Origin of the sequence: Enterococcus sp. DIV1083b (genome assembly GCF_051713705.1) — a bacterium.
Classification (GTDB): domain Bacteria; phylum Bacillota; class Bacilli; order Lactobacillales; family Enterococcaceae; genus Enterococcus_D; species Enterococcus_D casseliflavus.
This window is the reverse complement of sequence record NZ_JBIOQJ010000002.1, coordinates 23,250-47,522: the sequence shown is the minus strand read 5'-3', so window position 1 is coordinate 47,522 and position 24,273 is coordinate 23,250. Positions and strand designations below refer to the sequence as shown.

21 protein-coding genes are annotated in these 24,273 nt (G+C 35.9%); 3 read left to right on the top strand and 18 right to left on the bottom strand.

The annotated features are described in order from the left end of the window. Positions 1 to 89: 89 nt before the first annotated feature. The 6 genes from IGI69_RS16915 to IGI69_RS16890 form a co-directional block, all read right to left on the bottom strand. The gene (locus tag IGI69_RS16915; RefSeq protein WP_438741582.1) at positions 90 to 782 is read right to left on the bottom strand and encodes a Fic family protein; all 693 of its coding nucleotides are present in this window, start codon (positions 780 to 782) and stop codon (positions 90 to 92) included. A 48-nt stretch (positions 783 to 830) separates the two neighbouring features. Beyond that, entirely contained in the window at positions 831 to 1,430 is a 600-nt protein-coding gene (locus IGI69_RS16910; RefSeq protein ID WP_002385303.1) for a tyrosine-type recombinase/integrase, read from the bottom strand. Positions 1,431 to 2,130: 700 nt separating this feature from the next. Beyond that, positions 2,131 to 3,600 carry a glycoside hydrolase family 1 protein gene (locus IGI69_RS16905; protein ID WP_438741579.1) on the bottom strand — a complete coding sequence of 490 codons (1,470 nt, stop codon included), beginning with the start codon at positions 3,598 to 3,600 and terminating at the stop codon, positions 2,131 to 2,133. Next, the gene (locus tag IGI69_RS16900; protein ID WP_438741577.1) at positions 3,590 to 4,876 is read right to left on the bottom strand and encodes a PTS sugar transporter subunit IIC; all 1,287 of its coding nucleotides are present in this window, start codon (positions 4,874 to 4,876) and stop codon (positions 3,590 to 3,592) included. Before IGI69_RS16900 ends, IGI69_RS16905 begins: the two co-directional genes overlap by 11 nt. 12 nt (positions 4,877 to 4,888) lie before the next feature. After that, positions 4,889 to 7,474: a glycosyl hydrolase gene (locus tag IGI69_RS16895; RefSeq protein WP_438741575.1), complete on the bottom strand. Its 2,586-nt coding sequence runs from the start codon at positions 7,472 to 7,474 to the stop codon at positions 4,889 to 4,891. An 80-nt stretch (positions 7,475 to 7,554) separates the two neighbouring features. After that, a complete protein-coding gene (locus IGI69_RS16890) occupies positions 7,555 to 10,047 on the bottom strand; it encodes a glycoside hydrolase family 2 TIM barrel-domain containing protein (protein WP_438741573.1) in 2,493 nt (830 codons plus the stop codon). 137 nt (positions 10,048 to 10,184) lie between these two features. Here IGI69_RS16890 and IGI69_RS16885 point away from each other — a divergent pair, with 137 nt between their 5' ends. Next, positions 10,185 to 11,399, top strand: a complete 1,215-nt coding sequence (locus IGI69_RS16885; protein ID WP_438741570.1) for a helix-turn-helix domain-containing protein — start codon at positions 10,185 to 10,187, stop codon at positions 11,397 to 11,399. A gap of 536 nt (positions 11,400 to 11,935) precedes the next feature. Next, complete coding sequence (locus IGI69_RS16880) at positions 11,936 to 12,616, top strand: IS6 family transposase (RefSeq protein WP_016628553.1); 681 nt, start codon at positions 11,936 to 11,938, stop codon at positions 12,614 to 12,616. Between the two features lie 286 nt (positions 12,617 to 12,902). On the opposite strand, the gene ssb is transcribed toward IGI69_RS16880, so the two are convergent. From ssb to IGI69_RS16820, 12 genes are all read right to left on the bottom strand, one after another. After that, positions 12,903 to 13,367 carry a single-stranded DNA-binding protein gene (ssb, locus tag IGI69_RS16875; protein WP_081117360.1) on the bottom strand — a complete coding sequence of 155 codons (465 nt, stop codon included), beginning with the start codon at positions 13,365 to 13,367 and terminating at the stop codon, positions 12,903 to 12,905. Positions 13,368 to 13,944: 577 nt separating this feature from the next. Then, positions 13,945 to 14,940, bottom strand: coding sequence for a CehA/McbA family metallohydrolase (locus IGI69_RS16870; protein ID WP_002337523.1), 996 nt, complete (start codon positions 14,938 to 14,940; stop codon positions 13,945 to 13,947). Further along, positions 14,921 to 15,415, bottom strand: coding sequence for a hypothetical protein (locus tag IGI69_RS16865; RefSeq protein ID WP_002337524.1), 495 nt, complete (start codon positions 15,413 to 15,415; stop codon positions 14,921 to 14,923). Before IGI69_RS16865 ends, IGI69_RS16870 begins: the two co-directional genes overlap by 20 nt. A gap of 36 nt (positions 15,416 to 15,451) precedes the next feature. Beyond that, positions 15,452 to 16,366: an ABC transporter permease gene (locus IGI69_RS16860; protein WP_002337525.1), complete on the bottom strand. Its 915-nt coding sequence runs from the start codon at positions 16,364 to 16,366 to the stop codon at positions 15,452 to 15,454. After that, a complete protein-coding gene (locus IGI69_RS16855; RefSeq protein WP_002337526.1) occupies positions 16,363 to 17,529 on the bottom strand; it encodes an extracellular solute-binding protein in 1,167 nt (388 codons plus the stop codon). The genes IGI69_RS16860 and IGI69_RS16855 overlap by 4 nt, the downstream gene beginning before the upstream one ends. Beyond that, on the bottom strand, positions 17,526 to 18,503 hold the full coding sequence (locus tag IGI69_RS16850) for an ABC transporter ATP-binding protein (protein WP_002337527.1): 978 nt from the start codon (positions 18,501 to 18,503) through the stop codon (positions 17,526 to 17,528). Before IGI69_RS16850 ends, IGI69_RS16855 begins: the two co-directional genes overlap by 4 nt. A 15-nt stretch (positions 18,504 to 18,518) precedes the next feature. Beyond that, positions 18,519 to 19,358: an ABC transporter permease gene (locus IGI69_RS16845; RefSeq protein WP_060792737.1), complete on the bottom strand. Its 840-nt coding sequence runs from the start codon at positions 19,356 to 19,358 to the stop codon at positions 18,519 to 18,521. Further along, positions 19,321 to 20,007 carry a glycerophosphodiester phosphodiesterase gene (locus tag IGI69_RS16840; protein ID WP_002337529.1) on the bottom strand — a complete coding sequence of 229 codons (687 nt, stop codon included), beginning with the start codon at positions 20,005 to 20,007 and terminating at the stop codon, positions 19,321 to 19,323. Before IGI69_RS16840 ends, IGI69_RS16845 begins: the two co-directional genes overlap by 38 nt. Positions 20,008 to 20,525: 518 nt before the next feature. Beyond that, a complete protein-coding gene (locus IGI69_RS16835; protein WP_010750032.1) occupies positions 20,526 to 20,729 on the bottom strand; it encodes a hypothetical protein in 204 nt (67 codons plus the stop codon). A 232-nt stretch (positions 20,730 to 20,961) separates the two neighbouring features. Continuing rightward, positions 20,962 to 21,441 carry a transcriptional regulator gene (locus IGI69_RS16830; RefSeq protein ID WP_194185704.1) on the bottom strand — a complete coding sequence of 160 codons (480 nt, stop codon included), beginning with the start codon at positions 21,439 to 21,441 and terminating at the stop codon, positions 20,962 to 20,964. A gap of 185 nt (positions 21,442 to 21,626) precedes the next feature. Beyond that, entirely contained in the window at positions 21,627 to 21,965 is a 339-nt protein-coding gene (locus tag IGI69_RS16825) for a hypothetical protein (RefSeq protein ID WP_002337564.1), read from the bottom strand. Positions 21,966 to 22,156: 191 nt separating this feature from the next. Continuing rightward, a complete protein-coding gene (locus IGI69_RS16820; RefSeq protein ID WP_002337563.1) occupies positions 22,157 to 22,534 on the bottom strand; it encodes a hypothetical protein in 378 nt (125 codons plus the stop codon). Positions 22,535 to 22,819: 285 nt separating this feature from the next. On the opposite strand from IGI69_RS16820, the gene IGI69_RS16815 reads away from it, so the two are divergent. Beyond that, positions 22,820 to 23,776 (top strand): S41 family peptidase, encoded by a 957-nt coding sequence (locus tag IGI69_RS16815; RefSeq protein ID WP_029486046.1) that lies wholly within the window; start codon positions 22,820 to 22,822, stop codon positions 23,774 to 23,776. Positions 23,777 to 24,273: the final 497 nt, after the last annotated feature.

Here is a 24,273-nt window from a genome sequence, read left to right as displayed (position 1 = left end):
TTAGTTTAATTATACTATATCTAACCCTAAAAAAACACTATATATTGTTTTCTCGTTTAAAAAGACACAACATATAGTGTTAAAATGTTCTAATAATTTATTCCGAAGATACAATTTTGATACATAAATTCAGTGATATCATATAGATGAATTATGTCACTCGAATTATAGTAATTAGACAGAAGTTCATTAAACCTTACAAATTTTGTTTCAGGAATGGACAACAATCCCAAACCTTGGCTAAACATAATCTGATTAGCAGTTAATAACGCAGTTCTCTTATTACCGTCCCAAAATATTTGATTTTTCGAAATGAATAGAAACAGTCGCAATGCCTTTTCTGTCTCTGATATCTCTTGATTCATTATCTTGTCATATTGATTCTTTACCTCATCTTCAGTTAACATTGGAGGAACATACCTTCCTTGAATGGTCGATACTTCTACTCCACCGGTTCGTATTTCACCAGGAAAAAGCGCATCTTCCGCTGCAACGATCCGATTAATCCGCTTACTTGTCTCTAACAGGGGCTCCTGTATGTCATTTAAAAGCATTTCAAAGCCTCTTTTTAAGTTAACGACGGTCAGGACATCATCTACAGCCACGTTGTTAGCCCGATTATACTTAATAATCTCTTCTGTTTGTAATAGTGTTGTATTTAGTCCTTCAAATTTCCCCGCATTATACACCAGTTCCACAATGTTTTTCTTCAATAAATACACGGACTCTTTGCGAGATAAGTGATATTTATCGGGAAATTTATGCCACTTTTCTTCGTTCATCTTCTCACCTCTTGAATTTTTCCTTCTATTATATAGGGTGTTATTCTGTCATAGATCCAAACTCTTTACGGCAGTATCTTTGTCTTCCTGGGTGATCCCAATATAGCGTAAGGTCTCCCGTTGTGAAGAATGGTTGAGCAGCGACTGAATGATTTCTGTTTTGGTCCCTTGCTTGTACAAAAAATAGCCGAAGGTCTTGCGCATCGAATGGGGGCCAATTTCTTTCAACCCAACCGCCGTTCCTGCTTCATGAATGATCCGCCAAAGACTTTGTCGGGTCAAAGGTGTATCTGCTCCTTTTCGACTTGGAAACAAATACTTGCTGAAGTCTTGTGCTTGTAACTGCTCAGGAAATTCTGATTGAACATAATCAAGAATCACTTTTCGTAATTTGTTCGAAATGAAGACCGAATTGTGTTTAGCTGTTTTTTGTTCCTTCATGGCCAGACGTTCTTTGACAATCACCCGCCCACGGGAAATTTCTAATACATCACTTAATTTCAACTGTCTTAAATCAGAGATTCGATACGCCGTATTGATCCCAATCGAAAAAAGCACCAAATTTCGTTGCCCATATTTTCCGGAAGCCAAAATTGCCTTCATGGCATCGATCTTTTTTTTGTCGCGAATCGGTTCCACGCTCTTCATTTTTAGCCCCCTCTCAAATGTTACTTAATATGATTATAACAGATAATAAGTCACATTTAAACATGCTATAGAAAAAAGGCCCTAAAAGAAAAGTGATTTTCTCTTAGAGCCTCTAAGGATGGAGCGATTTTCACGAATGTGACAGAATCCGATTGTGTCTCTTTCGTTTTGGAATAATTTTTTGAATTTTTTTCCAAACAGTTAGTACACAATGAATACAAAAACTTATAAAGAATTCGATAGTTAATTTTTCTTTTCGCAGAAGATAAGGACTTATTTAAAATGAACTAAATATTATTTGCGTACAAACAACTGCAACTATGAAAAAAGATTATCTTCTGAAAATATTCCTCAAAAAATAATATATAACCCAAAAGATATAATTAAAAAAAGAAAATTCCTGACTTTTTCAAGAGTTTTCAGCGATATTTTGTAATTATAAATTTAAACAATAAATAATACTGAATGGTTACTATTTTCAATATTTTTGAAATAATATTATGCCGGTCTTAAACCATAATAGAACATAAGTCCACTTTTTATACTGAAATCTATCGAATTGATGTTTTGTAAACAAAATAACCAATATACTTACTTTACATTTTAAAAGAAACAAAGTTCAGGCTTACTTTAAAAATTATTTTTACAACAAAATTGCCAAAAGATGTTATCTTTCGGCAATTTTGTTTGGTTATATAAGTTAAAGTTCTTCTCCATTTGATTCAATTACTTTTCTGTACCATTCGAATGATTTTTTCTTTATTCGTTTTCCTGATCCATTTCCTGAATCATCTAAGTCGACATAAATAATTCCATATCGTTTAGCTATTTCTCCCGTTGATACACATACAACATCTATAATTCCCCATGGGGTATATCCAATAACATCAACACCATCTTCATTGATAGATTGGCTGAGTGCATTGATATGTTCTTTTAGATAACTAATTCGATACTCATCATTTATTTCATTGGCTTCATCAACTTTATCTTCTGCGCCTAAGCCATTTTCCACAATCATAATCGGCATTTGAAATCTATCATAAATTTGAGCTAACGCAATTCTTAGCCCTGTTGGATCAATTTGCCAACCCCATTCAGATTCCTTTAAATAAGGGTTTTTGATACCTGTCGTTAGATTCCCATCTGATTTTTCTAAACTCTCGTCAGATGCGATTACTAAAGATTGATAGTATGATATTGCAACAAAATCAACGGTTCCCTCCCTTAATATTTTTTCGTTCTCTGGATTTAAATCAAGCGAGATACCCGTTTGTTCTAAAGCCTTAAGTTTATAGCTTGGATAATACCCTCTGCATTGCACATCTAAATAAAAATTATTAAACTGAGATGCTTGCCAGGTCAAAATGTTATCAGCAGGGTTACTACTATAAGGATACATTGCCGGGTAAGTAACCATACCTCCGAACTGAAAGTCTGGATTAATTTCCTTGCCTAAATTCACAATTTTTGCAGCTGCAATTAACTGATTAAATCCAGCTTTCTCAGTAACTATTTTATCCGTGGTATCAATCCCACCAGCTAACCATGGTAGAGCTTCGATACAGTTCATTTCGTTAAATGTTATCCAATATTTAACATATGGAGAATATCTTTCAAAAACTGTTCTAGCGTATTTTACAAAACATTCAATAGTTCTAGTATCTCTCCAACTTCCCCAACTATTAACTAATGCTAGTGGTATTTCGTAGTGAGATAGCGTAACAATTGGTTCAATATTATACTTCTTTAACTCTTTAAAAACCTTCTCGTAAAACTCAAGGCCTTTTTCATTGGGAGATTCATCATATCCATTTGGATAAATCCTACTCCATGCAATTGACATTCTAAATGAGTTGATACCTGACTCAGAGAGGAGTTTGATATCTTCTTTAAAATTATGATAAAAATCAATTGTTTCATGACTTGGATATTTATATTTTTCTTGAGTATCAAAAATAGATCCTTCAGGTACTCCTGTCATTTGCATCAGAGGCATTTGTTTATTTTGACCGTTTTTGTCTTTGTATGTTACTAAACGAGGGGTTTTTTTATCTCCTAAAGTAATCACATCAGCTGAACTCAGACCTTTACCATCTGTTAGATAAGCCCCCTCTAATTGATTAGCAGCAGTTGCTCCACCCCATAAGAAATTTTTATTAAACCTCATTCAATTGTCCTCCTTTATTTTCTTCATCTAATGCTCTTTTATCATCCAATCTAAAGAATGGATAGTAAACAATCACTTGAACTAATATAACAAAAAGTAAAATAATAAAAAATTTGAACCCTCCTTGGAATATTGCAGAAATCAATTGTGGCATAATCCACGGAAACGAAATAGATGGATCAATATCAGGTTGAAGTATCTTTGTTAAAAATAGTGCTCCAAATCCAGATAGAATTGGCGTTAAAATCATTGGAATAAAATAGATTGGGTTTAACATAACTGGAAAACCAAATATAATTGGCTCATTGATATTGAAAAAATTAGGTACTACAACAAGCTTTCTCATTGTTTTATATTTTTCAGATTTTGCAAAGAAACTTGATATTGCTAAACCTAATGTACTTCCTGTTGCTCCCATGGACAAAGCAGCAAATACAATAACCAACTCAAGGTGCGGTAATGGCTGGCCTGCTAAAAAAGCCTCAAAATTTTGTGTCAACGGAGCAATTATAAATGGTGTATATAAGCTTAATATCGGGCTAGGATGGACACCAAAGAACCAGAACAAGCTGCATACTGTAAATAGGAAAATCATTGAGATGGTTGATGTACCAAATAAGTTAATAACTAAACCAATTGTCTGATTGAATGCGTCAAATATATTTCCGAATGATGTTAAACTAAATCCATACTTGATCAAAAATGCCAGGAAAAATATAATCATCGCAATAAATGTTGGTGAAAGCGAATCAGTTACCATGGGAGGAACTGTATCAGGTAATTTAATTTTTATATTCTTTTTATATAGGAATTGATATAATCTAGGAACAATTAACGCTGTCATCATTGCGATAAAAATACCATTACTTCCTAAGTAGTTCGTAGATAAAGCTAAAATTTCATTATCACCAGTACCAATCCTTAGTGGCACTAAAATTAATAATACCGCCATACTAAGAAGTGCAGACGTTACAGGATTAACTTCTAATTGTTTTCCGTAACTATAAGAAATTGTAGTGATAATGTATATAGGAAGCAACGTAATAGTGACTGATAAAACATCTTCAATTATTGGCGATATACCAATATTCGTTAATAGATCCATCCATACCGGAATAGGTAAATTTCCTAAAATAGCCAGTACTGAAGTTCCTAAAGTAATAGGCATTGACATGATCATACCTGCTGCTAAGGCCTGGACTAATTTACTCTGGTTTAAGGCCGTCGCCACCGGTCCAATATATTTTTCTAAGATTCCTTGAAATTTATCTAACACTTTTTTTCCTCCTCAATAGTACTTAATAATTTCAATATTTGATGCAATTCCTGTGTTACTCTCTTTTTCATCAAAGAAATTTTTAAGATTATCAAATATATTTATTGTTACGATATTTGTTTCTTTCACATGTTGCTTCTTAACCCTTAAATTTATTTCATTAGAAGGGGATGGATAGTATGTTTCTTCATTGATTATTATTTCGCAATTATCGCCTTGAAATAAAAATTTTATTTCTAACTCTTTAATCTCTTCACTGCATTTGAAATCAAAATTATAAGTTTTCTTCGGTACATACTTTTTATCTCTCAACAATTTTGGTTCAATTGAATAATCAAAAAAAGATTTTGCTGTAGAGAGTATGTTCAATTCATAAATATGTTCTTTTAATTTCTTTTTTTCTATAATTTGGCGTTCTGCCTTTTCATTAATCTCCTCTTGATGTAACGAAGAGTCGTAAATATTTGAGAAACTCAAAATTAAAATATCATTTTTCGGGATAGTAAACGTTACTTTATTGTCATCTATATTTATTAACTTTACTTCCCCATTTATTGGGTTTAATTGATAGACATATTTTTCTTCAGGTACAATAACCGTTACTTCCTTATCAATTAAATTCTCTCTATTAATATTGGGAAATGATGTTTCGGGGTCATACTTCATTTTTCCATCGGATTCTTTTATGTGAACTCGGTTATAATTATAAAGTACATAATAGTCTGAATTTTTATCTTTAGTGTGTAATGCAGCGATATCAACTGGTTTCTCAAATCTTATACTTGGTTCGATATTAAGCATTTCCATCATAGTTAGTATTTCAGTATAATTAGTAACATAATGAATATTTGGATAAATATTTTTTTGTTTTTTTTCTATTTTATTGGTTATTAGGATAAAAATTGGTAATCCTTTTTCAGCAAGTTCAAATAAAATATCTAAATCTTTTTGCTTTAAATATCTATCTTCAGTAATTATAGCTTTGTATCCAGGACCGTTTTGATCATTAAGCAAGCCGTTTTGAACAGTTATAGATACTTTATTTAGTAAGTTACTACTTACAATGTCATAAGTGTATCCATTATTCATTAATAACATATCGTCTTTTACTATATGATGACCATCTGATCCTTTGCCTTCATTAATAAAAGAATTTTTTAAAAATGCTAAATCTACTTTTACTAATTGTCTTGCAATTCGATTTACTCTAGAGATGTAATCTAAACTTGATTTACTGCTTGCAACAGAAAATGTTCTATTCCAGTAATTAGAAACATATTTGCCCATGCTCTCATATCCTGGCCAAACATATCCTTCAAATGTACCATTGTAAACAGCACCATGAAGAACTTGCTGATTTACAGAAGATATCCAACCACGTTTTATCCACCAGTTTATATCCTCATAGGTCTGTCCGTAAGCGTTACCAAATTCGGCGTTTGTTTCGTAAGAATAGATTTTTTTATCTGTTAAATGTACTGCACCTGCCATAGTTTTCATGCTATCAAAACTTTGTCTATTTAATGTTTCATTTTCTGGAATAGAAACTTCTGCGGCAGCAGTTTCTATTTCTAGAGGTTTATTGTAGGCCACCTGATAACGTAGACTAATATTATGATGTTCTAACTTTTTCTTTAAGATACTTAAGTGGTTCTCATTAAACATTTCACTCAATGTTAAACAATAATCATCATTAAATTGCTTATTAATTTCACATTTATCAAACTTATAAGATGGGGAATCATTTTTAGGGTATGTTTGATATACATCAATGGCTGGTAAATATCTCTTCAAATCATATTTTCGTCTGATTAAAAACTCTTTATCAAAATTTCTTGACCAGTCTTGTGCAACATCAAATTCCAACGAGTCACAAAAAATACTTTTAAAAGTAGTGGGATATTTTTTTAGTATTGGTAGAACAGTTTGCTCAAAATTCGCAATTAATTCATCAGTCGCTATCTTACTGTAATGATCTATAACATAAAAATAATTATTGATTTTTTGATTAGCTGGCTGTTCCCAAAATGCAAAGATAATTCTTTTACTATCATTAGGAAATTCATAATAGACATTACCATCATCAATGAAATTACTTAAGTCAACATACGAATCAAAAATCAATTTATTTTCTTTATTAAATTCATAGCTTGATAATGCCAACAATCTTTTTGTTCCTTCGTCACGCTTAACTCTCGGTTTTGGTAATTTAATATATCCGTTACTATTCTCAATAATCTTAAAACCATAAGATAATTCATACAATGTTGTCTTTTCATCTGCATGTTTTACACCGGGTAAAGAGATAGGCCACTGTAAACTGATTGCTAAATCAACAGTCATATTTTGATTTTGAGCCTCATCTAAAATGTATGAAAGATTATTTAACCATCTTTGACTACCCCACCAATACTTAGGATCAAGATCTGTTTGGTTTTGGAGATGGTGCATAGGCACAATCTCCAGCCCCCCAAACCCTCTTTTACTTAAATCTTGAATATCTTTTCTCAAATCATTTTCATTGGGTAATGCTTGTGGAATCCAATAACGAACTAAAGGACGCCATTCATTTTTTACTTCACAAAAATTTTTTATCATCTTTCATATCTCCTTTCTCTTATTCTCAATTTATCTCCTTTCATTAAATTACCATCGGAACAGTACAATCAATTCCAATTTCAAACGATTGTAAAAATAAATTCTGAACTTTCATAACCTTCAGCTTCGACTATAAGTTTACAATTCCCACTAGTTGAACTACTTCTGATTACTACCAATGCACATCCATCATAAGTTTCCCATTCCTTATCAAAATAATTACCTTCACTTGAAGGATTCGCACTACCGAAACCTGCTAAGGAGCAAGGGCCCTCAATGTCTATATTTACATTAGCTGTATCCCATTTGTTAATTCTACCTGTTTCATCAGTTAATTTAATCATCGCATAAATTAAATCTTGTCCATTTGCTTTCATCTCATTCTTATCTGCTTCAATCAGTAAAATCTTACTTGAATTTGCAGTCTCTATCTCTGTCTCCTCAGCAACCTTTCCATCTCTATATGAGATAACTTTTAATTCCCCGGGCTGGTATAATAGTTCAAACTCTGCTTGATAATCGTGTAATACCCCAACAGGTTTCCTTCCTAAACTTTTGTTATTTAAAAACAGCTCCACTTCATCTGCATCTGATAAGACAAATACATTAGCCGGTTTTCCTTCATAGCCAGTCCATGTCCAGCTTGAAATAGTATCTTTCCACATCCAAGGAGTATGACTAGACTCTTGCCCATATTTATTGACCCGTTCTACAGCAATATATGGCTCTTTTCTTAGTCCATACACTATCTCTCGATAGTAACTTATAGGTCTTCTGTTACCTATAATATCAATATCACCAATATAAGCTGTTCGATCGGGAAAGTGAGGATAAAAGTTTGCATATCCATCGTAATAAAATACTCCGACTCCGGCTTCTCCTAGATAATCATATCCAGTCCAAGTAAAATCACCAATTACGTGTGAGTTATTTTTTACAATGGTCCACAAATTAACTATATCTCCTGGAAAGGTTTCTGTTCCAAGTACTATTCTATGTGGATATAACTCATGTTCTCTTTCATGTCTACCTGTTAAATAGTTATAGCCTGCGATATCCATTGCATCAACAAATTCAGATAGCATATCATCCATAATAGGGTGAGTAGCTATTGCATCGGCCAAATCGCCGACTAAAACAGCCTGCATACTATTTAGTGCGTTACTTCCTCCCTCCCCATTTGTTTCAGAATTATTTTTATGATTCTCTCCCGAGTCCATATCTTTGATAATATCCATAATAATTTCATTGAATTTTTCCCCTGTAGCTAATATCCCATTGATTCCATTTGTGACATATCTTGTGGGGTCTAATTCATGAAATTTGTTAGTAATTTCACGATTCATTTTTGCTCCTATAGCGGAACCTGCCTCTTTAATTTCATTACCTGTACTATAAAGAATTACAGAAGGATGATTAAAATCTTTATCAACCATTTTTCTTAAATCATTTTCCCAAAATTCACAGAAGTAATTCGAATAATCATTAATATTTTTTCCTTGATTCCATGAATCAGTTAACTCATCCATAACTAATATTCCTAGCTCATCACAAATTGATAAAGCTAATTCACTCATTGGATTGTGAGAACTTCTAATACTATTAAATCCTGCTTTTTTAAGTTGCTCTAATTTTCTGCGCTCGGCATTTTCTAAGGAAACAGCGCCAATTAATCCATTATCATGATGTAAACAAGATCCACGTAATTTAACAACTTCACCATTAATTTTTAATCCATTAAACGGATCTAATGTTAAATTTCTGATTCCGAATTTAGTTGTTGTTTTATCTAATATTCGATTGTCTTCACTGATACTTACAGCAAGACTATATAAATTAGGGGTTTCACAACTCCATAACAATGGGTCTTCAACAAATAGTTTTTGATTGATTTTCTCCATGCTATGACCATTGATAGTTATCGGATATGTTTGGCAAGTAACAACTTCTTTTTCTTTATTAAATATTTCTACAAATAAATCAAGTTTCTTTTTATTGAAATCTTCATTATTAATAGTTAAGTCTAAATCAATTACTCCACAATTATCATCTGTTACTGACGACTTTATCTTTACCCCATAAACTGGTATATTCGTTGTTGATCCAATGTAAAGATTCACATCTCTATAAATTCCACTTCCAGTATACCAACGACTATTTTGCTCCATCTCATTATTAGCTCTTACTTCAATAGTGTTTATTTCATCAAAAACTAAGAAAGAATTTAAATCAATTAGAGTATTAATATAGCCATTGTAACTACTAGCTACAAAATTACCGTTGACGTTTATTTTAGATAAACCTTGAATCCCTTCAAACTCAATCATTACCTTTTTATGTTTCCAATCTGAGGGAACATAAAAGCTTTTACTGTAGTAATAAGTACCTCCTGGATAATAACCAGTTTGTCCCCCATTTTTTGTATCTCTACATCTCTCTTCAGATATCATTCCATCGTGCGGTAACGTAATTGCCACCTTACCTTCTTGTTGGTTATTTGAGAACGATTCAACTACAGATTCAGTTCCAGATTTAGTAACAAACCACTTATCGTTAAAACTTATTTTTTTCATATTATGCCTCACTTTACTCATTTCTGAAATCTAAACACTACTAATGAAAGTGATTTCATAGAGAATATATCATATAAGTCTTCTTTATTATTGTAAAATAAAGTAATATTATGTAAAATATTATTCGAGGTGATATTATGAAAGATACGATTTATCAAATTTGCTTATTTTTATATTCAACGTTTTCAATCCCAACAATTTTTGTTTCCAACAATGAGAAAATAAGCTTTGAGTTTCCTACAGTAGAAGACATTACAGATAGACAACAGTCTTTTGGAAAAATAAAAAAAATATTCAATTCAAAAAAAAGTCCTGAATTGCTTTCATTTTCTCCTTCAAATTTATTTTGTAAGATCCCTGTAAAAAATTCATTTGATTATATTATAATAGGACCTCTCAAAAACGATTTATTTCTAACTTCTACATTTGAAGAAGACTTTTTAGAAAAAGAATCACTTAATTTTGAATATAGAAATTTTAATTTTTTCCCTACATTCAATTTTGTATCCGCATCAAATTTACTTAGCTTTATTAATTTTATTATTAATGATGAGCTCATTTCTGTAAATGAGAGTTTAATGGTCAATGATTTTTCAAAACTTCAAAAAACGTATCAAATCAAAACTAATGAAATGATAAAAAAAAAAGAAAATCAAGTACGCCATAATACTTATTATCTTGAGAAAGAAATGTTAACGTATATTAAACGTGGAGAAAGAGAAAAGTTGGTTAATTTCTTAAATAACAAGATAAGTGCGTACCCCATTAGAGCTGGTAGGATGGCCAATTCACCAATTAGACAAGAGAAAAATATTTTTCTATCTATTTTAACAAAAGTTGGTAATCAAGCTGCAATTCCAGGAGGGATGAATGTTGAGGAAGCCTATGAGTTGATTGATACCTATTCACTTGAATGTGAGAATACTTCAGATATTAGCGCCATTGCAGAATTGCATTCAAGGATGCTTCTAGATTTTTGCGAAAGCGTCAGTCAAAGTAAAAAGAGACTTTCTATTTCTTTAGAAACTCAAAAAATTATTGATTTCATAGATGAAAGAACAAACACACCTATCTCTCTGAATGATATTGTGGATTATACAGGTAAAAGTAAATCTTATTTGAGCAAACTATTCAAAAAAGAAGTAGGTTTGACTATAGGAAACTTCATTAAGTTGACTAAGCTGAATGAAAGTAAAGATTTGTTAAGATATACTGAAATGAGTATTTCTGAGATTGCTAACTACCTCTCGTTCTCAAATCAGTCTCATTTCCAAAATTGCTTTAAAGAGCAGTTTAAAGAAACACCTAATAACTATAGAAAAAAAAGAAAAGTGACCTTATTTTTAAAGTAATATGAAATTTAGGATAGATATAAACTTTCGTTCAATATAAAAACAGACACCTAAAAACAAATGTTTTAGATCTCTGTTTTCCGCGTTTAATTCGTATCTTACATACATTTAAATCGGTTTGAACAATTAAAAAAATTTAACTGTCTTTTATGAGAAAAATAGATAATTACTTCCGGGTATTTTATCTACTTATTTCTTTGATAAATATTGGTGGACAATAAGTATGCCCCATGATTAGCAAGTTTAATTTAATTATTGTTATATATTTCAAGATTATAGGCTATATTTAGATCTAAAATTATTAAAATTTTTTCTCATACTTCAAATTGATTTGAATCTTTCACTTTTTTCGCCTTAATATAGACCCGTGGATTTGAGTCAATATCTTGGACACATTTTAGTAGAGACGGTTACGCCATTTTTTTTTGCCAACGCTTCAAACTCCTGTGGGGTTAGATAATGGGTTCTGTTGCAAAGTTTTCAAAAGAATCTATTTTAAGTTAAAATTATAGAAAAGATAGCTTGGAGGAACGAAGATGAAGCATTTCAAAGGGAAACAATTTCAAAAAGACGTGATTATTGTCGCCGTTGGCTATTATCTTCGTTATAACCTCAGCTATCGAGACGTTCAAGAAATACTTTATGATCGTGGCATTCATGTGTGTCATACAACGATTTACCGTTGGGTACAAGAATACGGCAAAGCCCTATATCAAATTTGGAAAAAGAAAAATAGACAGTCTTTTTATTCGTGGAAAATGGATGAAACTTATATCAAAATCAAAGGGACCTGGCACTATTTGTATCGCGCGATCGATGCAGACGGTTTAACGCTGGACATTTGGCTACGTAAAAAACGCGACACACAAGCAGCCTACGCATTTTTAAAACGTCTTAGAAAGCAGTTTGGCGAACCAAAGGTTCTAGTCACAGACAAGGCACCATCTATTGGCAGTGCGTTTAAAAAATTACAAAAAGCTGGTCTGTATACGAAGACAGAACACAGAACAGTTAAGTATCTCAATAACTTGATTGAGCAAGATCATCGACCAATCAAACGTCGGAATAAATTTTATCGAAGCTTACGCACTGCCTCAACAACGATTAAAGGCATGGAAACGATTCGCGGAATATACAAGAAAAGCCGAAAAGAGGGCACACTCTTCGGCTTTTCGGTTTGCACTGAAATCAAGGTCTTATTGGGTATCCCAGCTTAAAAAGCAGTCAAAACGGAATGCTGGTTGTTTATTTTAAAACTTTGCAACAGAACCATCCCATCCTTTCTCTTGAAACAAGATAACTAGAGAGCATCGATCCGATCTCTCCTTTGGTTTTTTCCCAATCGATCACCTCTTTTTCAGGTAATTCAAATTGGTGAACATCAAATAATCGCACATTATTCCTCTTTTCATGATAGGTGATACACACAGCTGTCGTTTGCACCTAAATAATTTCTTTTTTAATTCAAAAAAGACCTGGAAAAAGATTCCAAGTCTTTGTTTCTCAAAATGGCAAATCATCATCTGATAAATCGATGGCCGAACTGCTTTGTGCAAATGGATCCGTTTCTTGTTTAGGTAGCGGCGGCGGTGTCGGTTTGCTTTTTTCAGCTGTTTCGTTGGTCTCATTCGCACGCTGCTCAGACACCTCTTTTGATTCCATTAATTGAAACGTCTCTGCCACGACTTCTGTGACGTACACTCGCTGCCCTTGTGGGTTATCGTAAGATCTTGTCTGAATACGTCCAGTCACGCCGAGAAGCGTCCCTTTCTTGGCGTAATTGGCAAGGGTTTCGGCTGGTTTACGCCAAATGACACAATTGATGAAGTCAGCTTCTCTTTGACCGCTTTGATTGGTAAAATTTCGATTCACGGCCAAAGTGAACGTGGCCACTGCAGCACCGTTCGGTGTAAATTTTAATTCTGGATCTCTCGTTAATCTTCCTACTAATACGACGTTATTGATCATGCTTTATTCCCTACTTTCTTTGCTTTTTTTAGCGCATTGACAAATGATACAAAAGTGATCTGTCCCGTATCGCTCAACTTGATTTTTGCATGATAGGTCGTCTTGTCTGCCTTTTTGATTCCTGAAACCACGGTTAACAAGGGCTTACGAGACTTCTAAACTCCCCCTCTATCACTTTAAACACAAGGACAGTCAAAGCTTTTTCAATACGATTAACAGCTTAGATAAACGCCTCCCACAATGGTTTTGTAAGAAGCTGACGTTTTTAAATAAATAAAAATTAGGGATTCAATATGCTTTAGAAATCAGGTGTAATAATGGTGCATTAGAAGGAACAAACAAAAAGATAAAAGCAATAAAACGAGTAGCCTAAGGCTATCGAAATTTCCACAACTTTCGAGCAAGAATGTATCTCATTCAAGGCTTGATCTTCCAAGTAAAATAAAAACCAGTTGAGCACTCTGCTTAACTGGTTATGACTAAATTTTCAGTTGTATTTCTCTACCAACACTAAATGTCGAAGAGCCAGCAGTCTCTCTAGGATGTTGTTGGTTATTGTTTCTTTACGTAGCAACTTCTAGCTCTCTTGAATGTAAAAAGGATTACTGAGAATCAGACGTTGATTTTTCTGCCCCTTGGCGGTACCTAGCACTTCAACCCGAAGATATCCAGGAACAAGCTCTAGTGGTACCCGTAAAGGCTCCCCTTTGGTCAGTTTCGTTTCGGCGACCACCTGTTCATTTTGAATCATGCGAATTGTTTTAGGGTCAAACCCAAAAGCTTGTAATCGAGGCTGTGGGGTGTCTTGTACCATAATCTGTAAAATCCCCTTCTCTGGCAAGAGATTATCCCCCATGTAATAGTTCTGATGGGCTTGCTGGAAAGAGAGCTCCATTACTGGTCCTAAGGAAATATAGAAATTCCCTTGGCGGAGACTCTGGTAAACCTCCGTTAGCGTGAAGGTTTCCAATCCAATATAACTGATTGCCGTGTTTTCGGAAGGAGCTTCCATTCGGTGCCAGTCTCTACCTCCGCTGCAGGAAATACGTTCTCCTTGTAACAGCAACGAGGTCCACCATTCATAAGCCAGTTGACTGCGATATTTTTCATCTGGTGTGGTACGATTCCATACTTCGATAAAATCCACTAACCCATAATCTTCAATGTGAAAATCCCAGTGACATCCTGTGCAAATAGGGCTGCCAATTGAAAAAGGATGCGCAATCCCCACAATTCCCTGAGCCGCCTTGATTTGACGCAATTGTGGATCAAGGCTTCTTTTTTGTGCTTGGCGCCAGTCAATCACTTGATTTGCACCAATCACCAGCATGTGCCCATAAAAAGTTGTCCACTCGATACCGGGTACAACTAGGAGATTGCCATCAAAATCATCCTGCTGGTTTTGTTCCAGCTTTTCTTGTCGCCATTGTGCATAAGGTGCGAAGGTATTATGATCCGTGACGGTCAACACTTGGTACGGCTCCTCTTTGGCAGCTTGTATCAATTGATGAATGGAAAAATCGCCATCACTATGGCACGTATGAGCATGCAATTCAATGGGATAATACTTCATCCTGCTGGCCTCCAATCACACAAATTTCTGCAAAGCCTTTTCTAGAAAGCATACAATGCAAACTAATCTGTAACTCCCAGAAACCAGGAGTCGGAGACACACGTTCAAATCCCAATGAGCTGGTTTTAGCGGATAAATAGATTTCTTGGGTTGCTGCCTTATGGTGGTAACAGCCCAAATAATGCCCCTCTTGAGAAACCGAAAGCGTCAATAGGTTCACTAAGGGCAAAAAATTCTGCCAGTTGCCCTCTGTTTGCTCCTCTGGTGTAAAATATCGGAGCACCGCTTGTTCCAAGTATGGCTTCGCTTCTTCGGTGTCAACAATTTGAGGCCCATAGGAAAATTGAATCATGATATACTCGTAGGCTTCAGCCACGACAAAGGGAACTTTTATATGCGTTTGATGGTGTCGTTCCCCTAATTGATAGCGTTCCTGTAATATGACCGTTTCCTGCTTATCTGGATGATTGCTCATAGTCTCACCTTTCTTTTTTACATTGCTGCGGCATGGCTAGCGCCGAACCTGTTCCTTTTTCAGATTCGTTGCGATATAGACAACCGCCGACACGGAACAAATCAAGAACATAATCACCGAAAGCGCAGAGGTACGCTCATAATCCATGTAGCTGTTGAATTGGTCATATAGCGCAATTCCCAACATTTTCGGGTGATTTCCTCCCATCAAAAATGGTGTCGTAAAGGAGCCAACATTTCCCATAAAGACAAAGGTCATCGCCACCACAATGTCTTTGTATGTGTTCGGTAGAATCACTTTTAAAAATATCTGCCATTTTGAGGCGCCAATGTCTTTAGCGGCTTCAATCGACGCATTCCGAATAGCCGAGAGTCCCGCCAGAATCAACAGTGTAACAAACGGAATGTTGAACCAGAGATTCATTAAAATAATTCCCCGTTCATTAAACATTAACCCTGGTTTAAAATTAAGACCAAACCACTGACTTATTCGGTTAATCACTCCCGCATCCCGAATCACCATTGTCATAGCATACACTGCCACTAGCCCAGGGACAAAACGAGGCACCATATTCAGCACACTCATCCATCGGCTAAACCGATTTTTCTTAAAGCGGATGTATAAGGCTAACCCGTAACCAAATACCAATGAGAAAATCACGGTAGTAATGACAATTTCCAAGGTATACCAAAGATTATCCAACTGGATTGGGTCCGTTAAAAAATAAGTGTAATTTTTCCAAGTAAAGGCCTTTGTTTCCCCATCTTGAAAACTACGAACCACAGTAGTCAAGACAGGGTACACAATAAACAGCATCACCATGCTAAAAGCTGGAAAAATCATGAGGTAAGGGATCAGCTTAGGTCCATGCTTTTTCCAAAATCCCGCTTTTATCTGTGGGTTGTCTCCGGTTGTTTCAAAGGATTCCTTGGTTTTGAGTTCTTGCATCATTTTGAAAGTGTGCCGATTTCTTGATCCCAACGTTCATTTAAGGTATTGCCTAATGTGCCAATGCTGCTCGTTCTAAATGAACTAATATCTAAACCTTCTAGGTACTTAGAATTGTCAGAAGATAACTTGCTGCTATCAATAACTGGAATTGCTGCCATCGAATCCAACAAGATTTGTTGTGCATCTTCCGTTAGCATAAAGTTCATAACAGCCTGTGCCCCTTCTGGATTAGAGCCAATAGATGGAATAGCTAGAGCATCGACATTTCCAGTAAACCCAGGGGTAATTTGTGTCATTTTAACCGTGTCAGGCAAAGTGCCATTTGACAGGTTGGTAATCAACATATCTGCCCATGCAGGAATCATTGAGACCTCACCATTTACAAGCAAATCAAGAGTCCCTTGGTTTTTATTTGGGTAAATAACATTTCCACCAGATTGGTATAAATCTGGATGCAGCTCTGCTAATAAATCAAAGCCTGATTGCCATTGCTCTTCCCACTTGGTATCACTCGAGGTTAGTGCTTCTTCTGGCAAGAAATTGTAGATAGCTGTTTGAACGAATGCTCCACCGGCACCGCCAGATCCTGGCGTGTTGTAAGCAAATTGTCCTGGATTGTCGTGAATCCATTGGTATAACTCATCTGCTGTTTTTGGAGGATTCGTTACTTTACTTGAATCATAGGCCAAGACAACCGTCGTTCCACGATATGGTACCAAAACTCCTTCACCGTCTGATACTTGCGTTTTCACATTTTCTAAATTAGGGATGTTGGCTGCGTCATATGGCGTGAAAATATCCTCTCCACCTTCTTGTACATAGGTCGCATATTCAGCATCGGAAGCCAGAATCAAGTCATAATCTGTATCCTTTTGATCGGTTTTTTTCGCTGCAACAATCCGATCCATTAAGCTTTGCGTCCCTGTACCAGATAAAATAAACTGTAACTTCAGCTCATACTTTTCGCCAGCTTCACTTTCATTAAAGGCATCGACAATTTTGTCCATTCCGACTTTGACATTGTCCGATCCACCTGCCCATAGCGTTACTGTTTCCTTTTCTGTTGCAGTTTCACTTGCTTGACTCGTCCCACATCCGCTAAATACCATTGCCGCTGCCACAAGACTTACTACCCCAGCTACTACTTTTCCCATTTTTTTCATCCTACTTTTTCCTCCTGATACGTGATTGATTTTTGGATTGTAAAGTACACCTGTTGCTCTTCTTCAAATTTGTTGCTGTCACCTTTTGCTAAATAAATCTTCAGTAATTGCCGTTGATACAGGATGGTCGCAACACTATAATGACCTACTGGCATCAATTGTTTGATCTGTCCCTGATAGGTCCCAGAAGTAGCAGAAAGGAGCGCATCCTCTGGACGAAAGGCAATTTCTAAGCCATTATTTTCTTTAAAAAAGTTCATCTCTCCGATAAACGAAGCAATATAGCGACTCTTTGGTGCATCATAAATCTCTGACGGCGTCCCGATTTGCGCAATTTTCCCTTGCTCCATCACCACGATGCGATTGGATAGCGCCATTGCTTCTTCTTGGTCGTGGGTCACAAAGACAACCGTCACACCAGTTTCTTTTTGGATTCGTTTTAGCTCTTCTCGCATCTGCTGCCGAATTTTGGCATCTAGAGCCGAATATGGCTCATCTAGTAATAAAACAGATGGATCCAATAGCAAGGAGCGACCAATTGCAATCCGTTGTTGTTGGCCGCCAGAAAGCTGATTAGGAAATTTTTTTGCAACATCTGGTAACCCTAGTAAGGTCAGCATGTCAGAAATTTGCTCTTTAATCTTTCCTTTTGGAAGCTTCCTTAACTTTAAGCCAAAGGCCAGGTTTTCATACACGGTCATATGATTCCATAAATTGTAGCTCTGAAATACCATGGAGGTAGGCCGTTTTTCTGGCGGCGTCGTGGTGACATCTTCCCCATCGATTACAATCCGTCCTTCGTCAATCGGTTGGAAGCCCCCCAAGCAGCGTAAAATCGTACTTTTACCGCAACCTGATGGTCCTAAAAGGGTCAAAATTTCCCCTTCATGGATCGTTAAATCAATGGCTTTTACCCCATCGCCATTTTCATAGGTTTTACTCATTTTTTGTATTTGTACCTTTTCCATTGCCATTTCGTTCCTCCTGTTTTACAGTGACATCCCACCAGAAAAAATATCTTTTCCGAAAATTTTTCGACAAAGCCAAATAATCAAAATTGTCGGCAATAGAAGCAACAGGGAAAAGACAGCACCTGCCATTGGTGGATAGTCCAAAATTACGCTATACATTGAGGTAGCCATTGTTTTGATTTCGGGGAACCCGACTAGCAAAGTACCTTGGGCCTCTTCCATCGAACCTAAAAAGGTATACATGGATGCAACAGCAATACCTGGAATCGCACTTGGCATCGTTACTTTTAGAAAGGTACGAAAAGGACCGGCGCCAACATCTCTGGCTGCTTCTTCTTGTTGCTGATGAATTGTTTGAAACGAACTAACAGGAATCCAGATCATAAAAATCATCGTATTTAATATATGAACAATCAACACGCCAGCTAAGGTCCCCATAAGTTGAAAGCGATAGAACAAAATACCTAAAGCCGTATACAGCCCAATTTTCGGGAACGCATTCGAGAGTAAAAAGGAAAACAAGAAGAAGCTTCTTCCTTTAAATTCAAAGCGAGCAAGGGCATATGCAGCAGGGACACAAATCACGAGGGAAATTGCCGTTGCCAAAACCGCAATCACAAAGGAATTCACAATTGATTGCAACAAATCATCTTGACTAAAAATATATTTCCACCATTCAAACCCAAACTTCGTCGGGAAAACATGGGGAACTTGATAGGTATCCGCAAAGGCTAGCATCAAGGTATTTAACAATGGGCTGTAAAAAAACAAGAGAAAACAAGCAAAAAGGAAAAAATTCCAGAAGTATCTTTTCCCAAAGCTATGATAAAGACGCTTGGGATTCAAGTATTTCAGCATGACTTTTTGCTCCTTTCTTCCATAATAAATAGGCCCATGCACAACGTGAGGTTATATTATAAACACCACAGCTCGCAAGGTACTCAATCGTTTCTAGTTCATTGACTGTCCAAACAGAAAATGTCAATCCTAGCTGCTGCCCCACTTCACGGGCCAACTCAGTTAACCATCCTTCATGAATATTGACGATTTGAACGCTTTGATAGGCTAATTCCTGTAAGGTTTCGATCAAATCTGCTTCGGTAATATCCCCAAGTTTTTTCCCTTCGAACTGATTTTCAATATTATAAAATATATGCTTTCCCCAAATCGCGGCCCAAGATACTCGTACATAGCCACTGAGAACAATTTGTGTCCAGATTTGATAGGTTTGTGCCAGCGAAAAAACGGCCATTTCCAATCCCTCTTCTTTTAAATCACAGTTAATAGTCATGGTTGTCTTCTCATTGGCCACTGCTTGAAACACTTGCTCAAGGGTTACCGATTCTGGGACAACTTCTTGCCTGTCATGGGCTAGTATTAGCGTACCATCTGTTTGCTGACGCACATCTACTTCAAAACAAAGCTGGCGATCCAAACAAAAGCGAATAAATGTCCAGCTATTCTCCCCCATATTGTCACTACCAGAGTGTGCGGTGATCATGGTCATTTTTACCCCTCCTTTAATTCCGTGATTTTCTCCCACACGTCCACTATACCGATGAAGCGTTAAATTCTTGTAAATTCCACACGTTTTTTCAGTAAACTAGTTGTAAATCTTGCATTCTCCTTCCTTCGAACTCATGAATCGTCGATTTTGCCCTTCTAGCTAGTTTCACCAATTAAGTAGTTCTACATTCCCAGCTTTTAACCTACTGCCCCTTTTTGCTATGCCTAGCCCACAAAAAAAGCTGTCCTCACAGACAACAATGGTGGTACTTAGATCTTTTTTAAGAAATAAAAGCGATCTTTTTTGCCCTCCACGTTCCAGCCGCCTCCACCACTTAGGAGGGCAAAAAAAATAGACGTGCAAGGCACGTCTGTAGAGCAAAAGGTTGATATTTCACTGAAATCTTGCTATACTTACTATGTAAAGAGGAGTTGCGCTAACAACTCCCCTACAGCACCGTTTAAGACGGCGGCGGATCAATTAGTTAAAAATAACCGTAACCCTGCTAAAGTTGACGGTTATTTTTTTGCACTCTTTTTTCGTTTCTTCTTGCTTTTACGCTTAGAAGAACGAGTGTTTATAATCGTATCTGCTAGTTTCACACATGCTTCGATTAAACCAATGAAGGCTAATAAAACAGGCGCTATTGCTAACAAAATGCCGATTATATCCACATCTTGCAAAAGGCTACTCCTTTCTTCAGATTTCGATAGTACATTCATAATGCACCACCTCACTTTCAAAAAAAGCGCCACCGTCACAAACTTTACTGTACTCATATTATACCATAACTCACGCTAAAAACCTATATTTATCAAGGCTTTTAGCGTTTTTTTTATGTCTAAATCCGAGTGAAATGCTTGTTCCTTCAGTCGCTCCAGCCACCACCACCGCTCCTTCAGAAACCGTGTTGCTGACACAACCCGAAGTGATCGATAGAAAAAAATACCAGGATCAAGCAGAGATCTCTTGTTCTTTTAATACCAGGATAGACAAAGCATTCGCAAACTGCAGTAAGCCTAATTGAGAATCATCGACGATCACATTTTTCTGATAATGGATCCGATCGCTCACATGATTGATTGATAGTCCGTAGACAAAACGCATCAAAAAAATCTTTCGTCTCCGATCGGTGATTTCTGGTTTATATGGATGGCTAATGGCCGTCAGACCCAAAGAAAACAAGTGGTGAAAATAAAGAAACTCTTGTTTGAACTGCTGATTTTCTTGAACAAAGCTAGAGTGTTTGATTTCTGGTATATCTTGGTCTAAAAGCGAATACGTTGAATGGATCGGCGGCATTCTCGTCAATCCCATCCTTTCTCTTGAAACAAGATAACTAGAGAGCATCGATCCGATCTCTCCTTTGGTTTTATCCCAATCGATCACCTCTTTTTCAGGTAATTCAAATTGGTGAACATCAAATAATCGCACATTATTCCTCTTTTCATGATAGGTGATACAAACAGTTGTTGTTTGAACCTGAATTTTATATCAAAAAAGACCTGGAGTTTCCAGGTCTTTTTTCGTCTTTGTTTCTCAAAATGGCAACGATTGACGGGCGTTCTTTGTGATTTTCAATTGGTCTAGCTATGTTGAGAGCCTAAAACGTCGGTAAATCAAGCTTCTTCTCTTTGGATCTTTTTTGAAGAAATCGGGGGGACGAGTTGGAACGGTGTTATGTTCCAAGCTGGACTCGTCGCAAGATAAGCGAAATGTTGCTTTTCTAACAAGCGTAAAATGCAGCGGACTTGATCCGCTGTTTTGTCGGACGTAATAGCCAGGCATTCCACAAAGTCAGCAGGCAAGGAGAAAACGGAACGATTCGCTGTCTGCCAGCCGCTGACGATCGTGGGATCAAATTCATACCGCCGACAAAAATCACTCACCGACAAACCAAGGTGCCCCACGATATACGCAGTAATCGGATAGCTGTCAACATAAGCTGAAAACGACATACACAATTCATCCTTTCAACGCTATCTTAGGTTTCACGGAAAAAGTGCCACCACTTCTTCTGTCTTTCTTGTTTCAGTCGCACGACTTCATTTTCAGGAGTAAATTTCCCCTTATGTTCTGAGGGGGTCTCATAACCACTTTGAGACGTTTTAAAATTTTTGGTATCATTGTTGGATTCTTTGTTTAAATCTTATGAGAAGTGTTCCTGCGACGTCAGAAGCAGTATTTGTTTGTTCGCTTGCAAAGTTAGTTGTTGTTGCTGATCAAGAAGTTTTTGTTGTTGGGCTAATAACGACTGCAGCTGCTCAATTTGTGCGTCCTTTTGTTGCAACTGTGCAAACAACTTCGTTTCTATACTGTCAGAGCTTGCTGCGTCAGGAAGTTCGAACGCTTCAAGCAACTCAGCACGTCCTAGCTTGTCAGCAAGGTGCAACACTCCCGACCACAGAACTGTCTTATACCCTTGGCTGTTTTTGGCAAGGTATGTTGGCTCTAGGTTGTCAGCATGTTTCCTCATAGCTTGTCTGCTGATACCAAAAAGTTCAGCAAGTTCTTTTACTGTCAACATTTGTTTTGGTTATCTATCCGTTGTCACAAGGGTGTCACCTCGTTTGTTTTTCTTTTAGTATACAGGAATCCGATCTAATAAACGAATTTCAATAAGATCCTTTCTAATCAATTAGAAAATATTTTTCAAAAATGCATATGAAAAAAATATAATAAGCAACTATTTAGAGATTAGAGAGAAAAATGAACGCTAATAGTTTTTATCACTAATCGGTCGTAAGGTCCATGGTTTTCCATCCAAATTATGTTTTAATAATATTAAAATCATTTATGGAGAATACTTAGTATGAAAATAGTGAAGCGTATTTTATTAGCTGTAGTGACAATATGTGTTTTATTTTTAGGGATTATCTATTTTTGGGGGTATAAATTAAACATATATTTAGTACCACCATCCCCTCAGAAGTATGTACAAGTTGCCCTAAATAACATGGACGAACTTGGGCTGTTCACTGACTCAAAAGAATGGGTAGAAACTAAAAAAAATACGATACAAGAAACATCAAATGCTAAAGATTATGCAGAAACAATCCCTAATTTAAAAAAGGCGATTAAAGTTGCAGGAGGCAAGCATTCGTTTATTGAAGATGAAGAAAATATGTCAAAAAAAAGTATTGAAGAATATGTAAAACCCAAGGCAGAAGTCGAAAATGATATTTTAGTATTAACTATTCCTGCATTTACTGGAAGTGATAAAGAAGCCGAAGAGTATACTACTATTTTAGAAACGGCATTGCATAAGAAAATTTATAAGTCCGTAATTGTTGATTTATGTGGAAATACAGGAGGAGATATGGCTCCTATGATATTAGGTCTATCTGCCATATTACCAGATGGTAAATTATTTAGTTATGTAGATAAAAACAACGATTTAGAGCCTGTAACTCTTAAAAGTGGCGAATTAAACAGTAACATCTCAACAATAAAAATAAGTGATAACAAAAAAATAAAAAAAGTGCCGATTGCCATATTAATAGACAGTAATACAGGGAGTTCTGGCGAATTAACCGCTTTGTGCTTTAAGGGGATCCCTAATGTTAAATTTTTTGGGTCTGATTCAGCAGGTTACACTTCTGCCAATCAAACTGTCTATTTATACGATGGATCGACATTACAAATAACTTCTGCTTTTGTAAAAGACAGAACAAATAAAATTTATAAAAATGTTCCTATTAATCCAGATGTTCGAACAAATAATAGCAAAAGTTCTGCAATAGAATGGATAAGATCTCAATTAAAGTAAAAAAAACTTGCAAAGAAAAATCTTTGCAAGTTTTTTTTTACTTTGCTACTTGTGCTTTTTTCTTGCAACATGAGTAAATCCAATACTTAACCACCCGAAAAATAACACTAACCAAATTGTACTATGTCTTGCTAGAAATGCGATTAAACTTAAAATAGCGACAATAAAATATAAAAAATAATCATATTTTGAAAAGAATTTACCCATAACTATTCCACCTTAAAGTTATATTTTCTATAATATATTCTCTTTTCTTAATGTTGGTCTATCAGTTTTTAGTCTTAGTATACGTGCAGCTGCTGTGTCAGGAACTTCGAACGCTTCAAGCAAATCGGGACGACCTAGCTTGTCTGCTGATACCAAAAAATTCAGCAAGTTCTTTTACTGTCAACATTTGTTTTGGTTATCTGTCCGTTGTCACAAGGGTGCCACCTCGTTTGTTTTTCTTTTAGTATACAGGAATTCGCTTTGCCAAGCGAAACCGATTGAATGCAGCA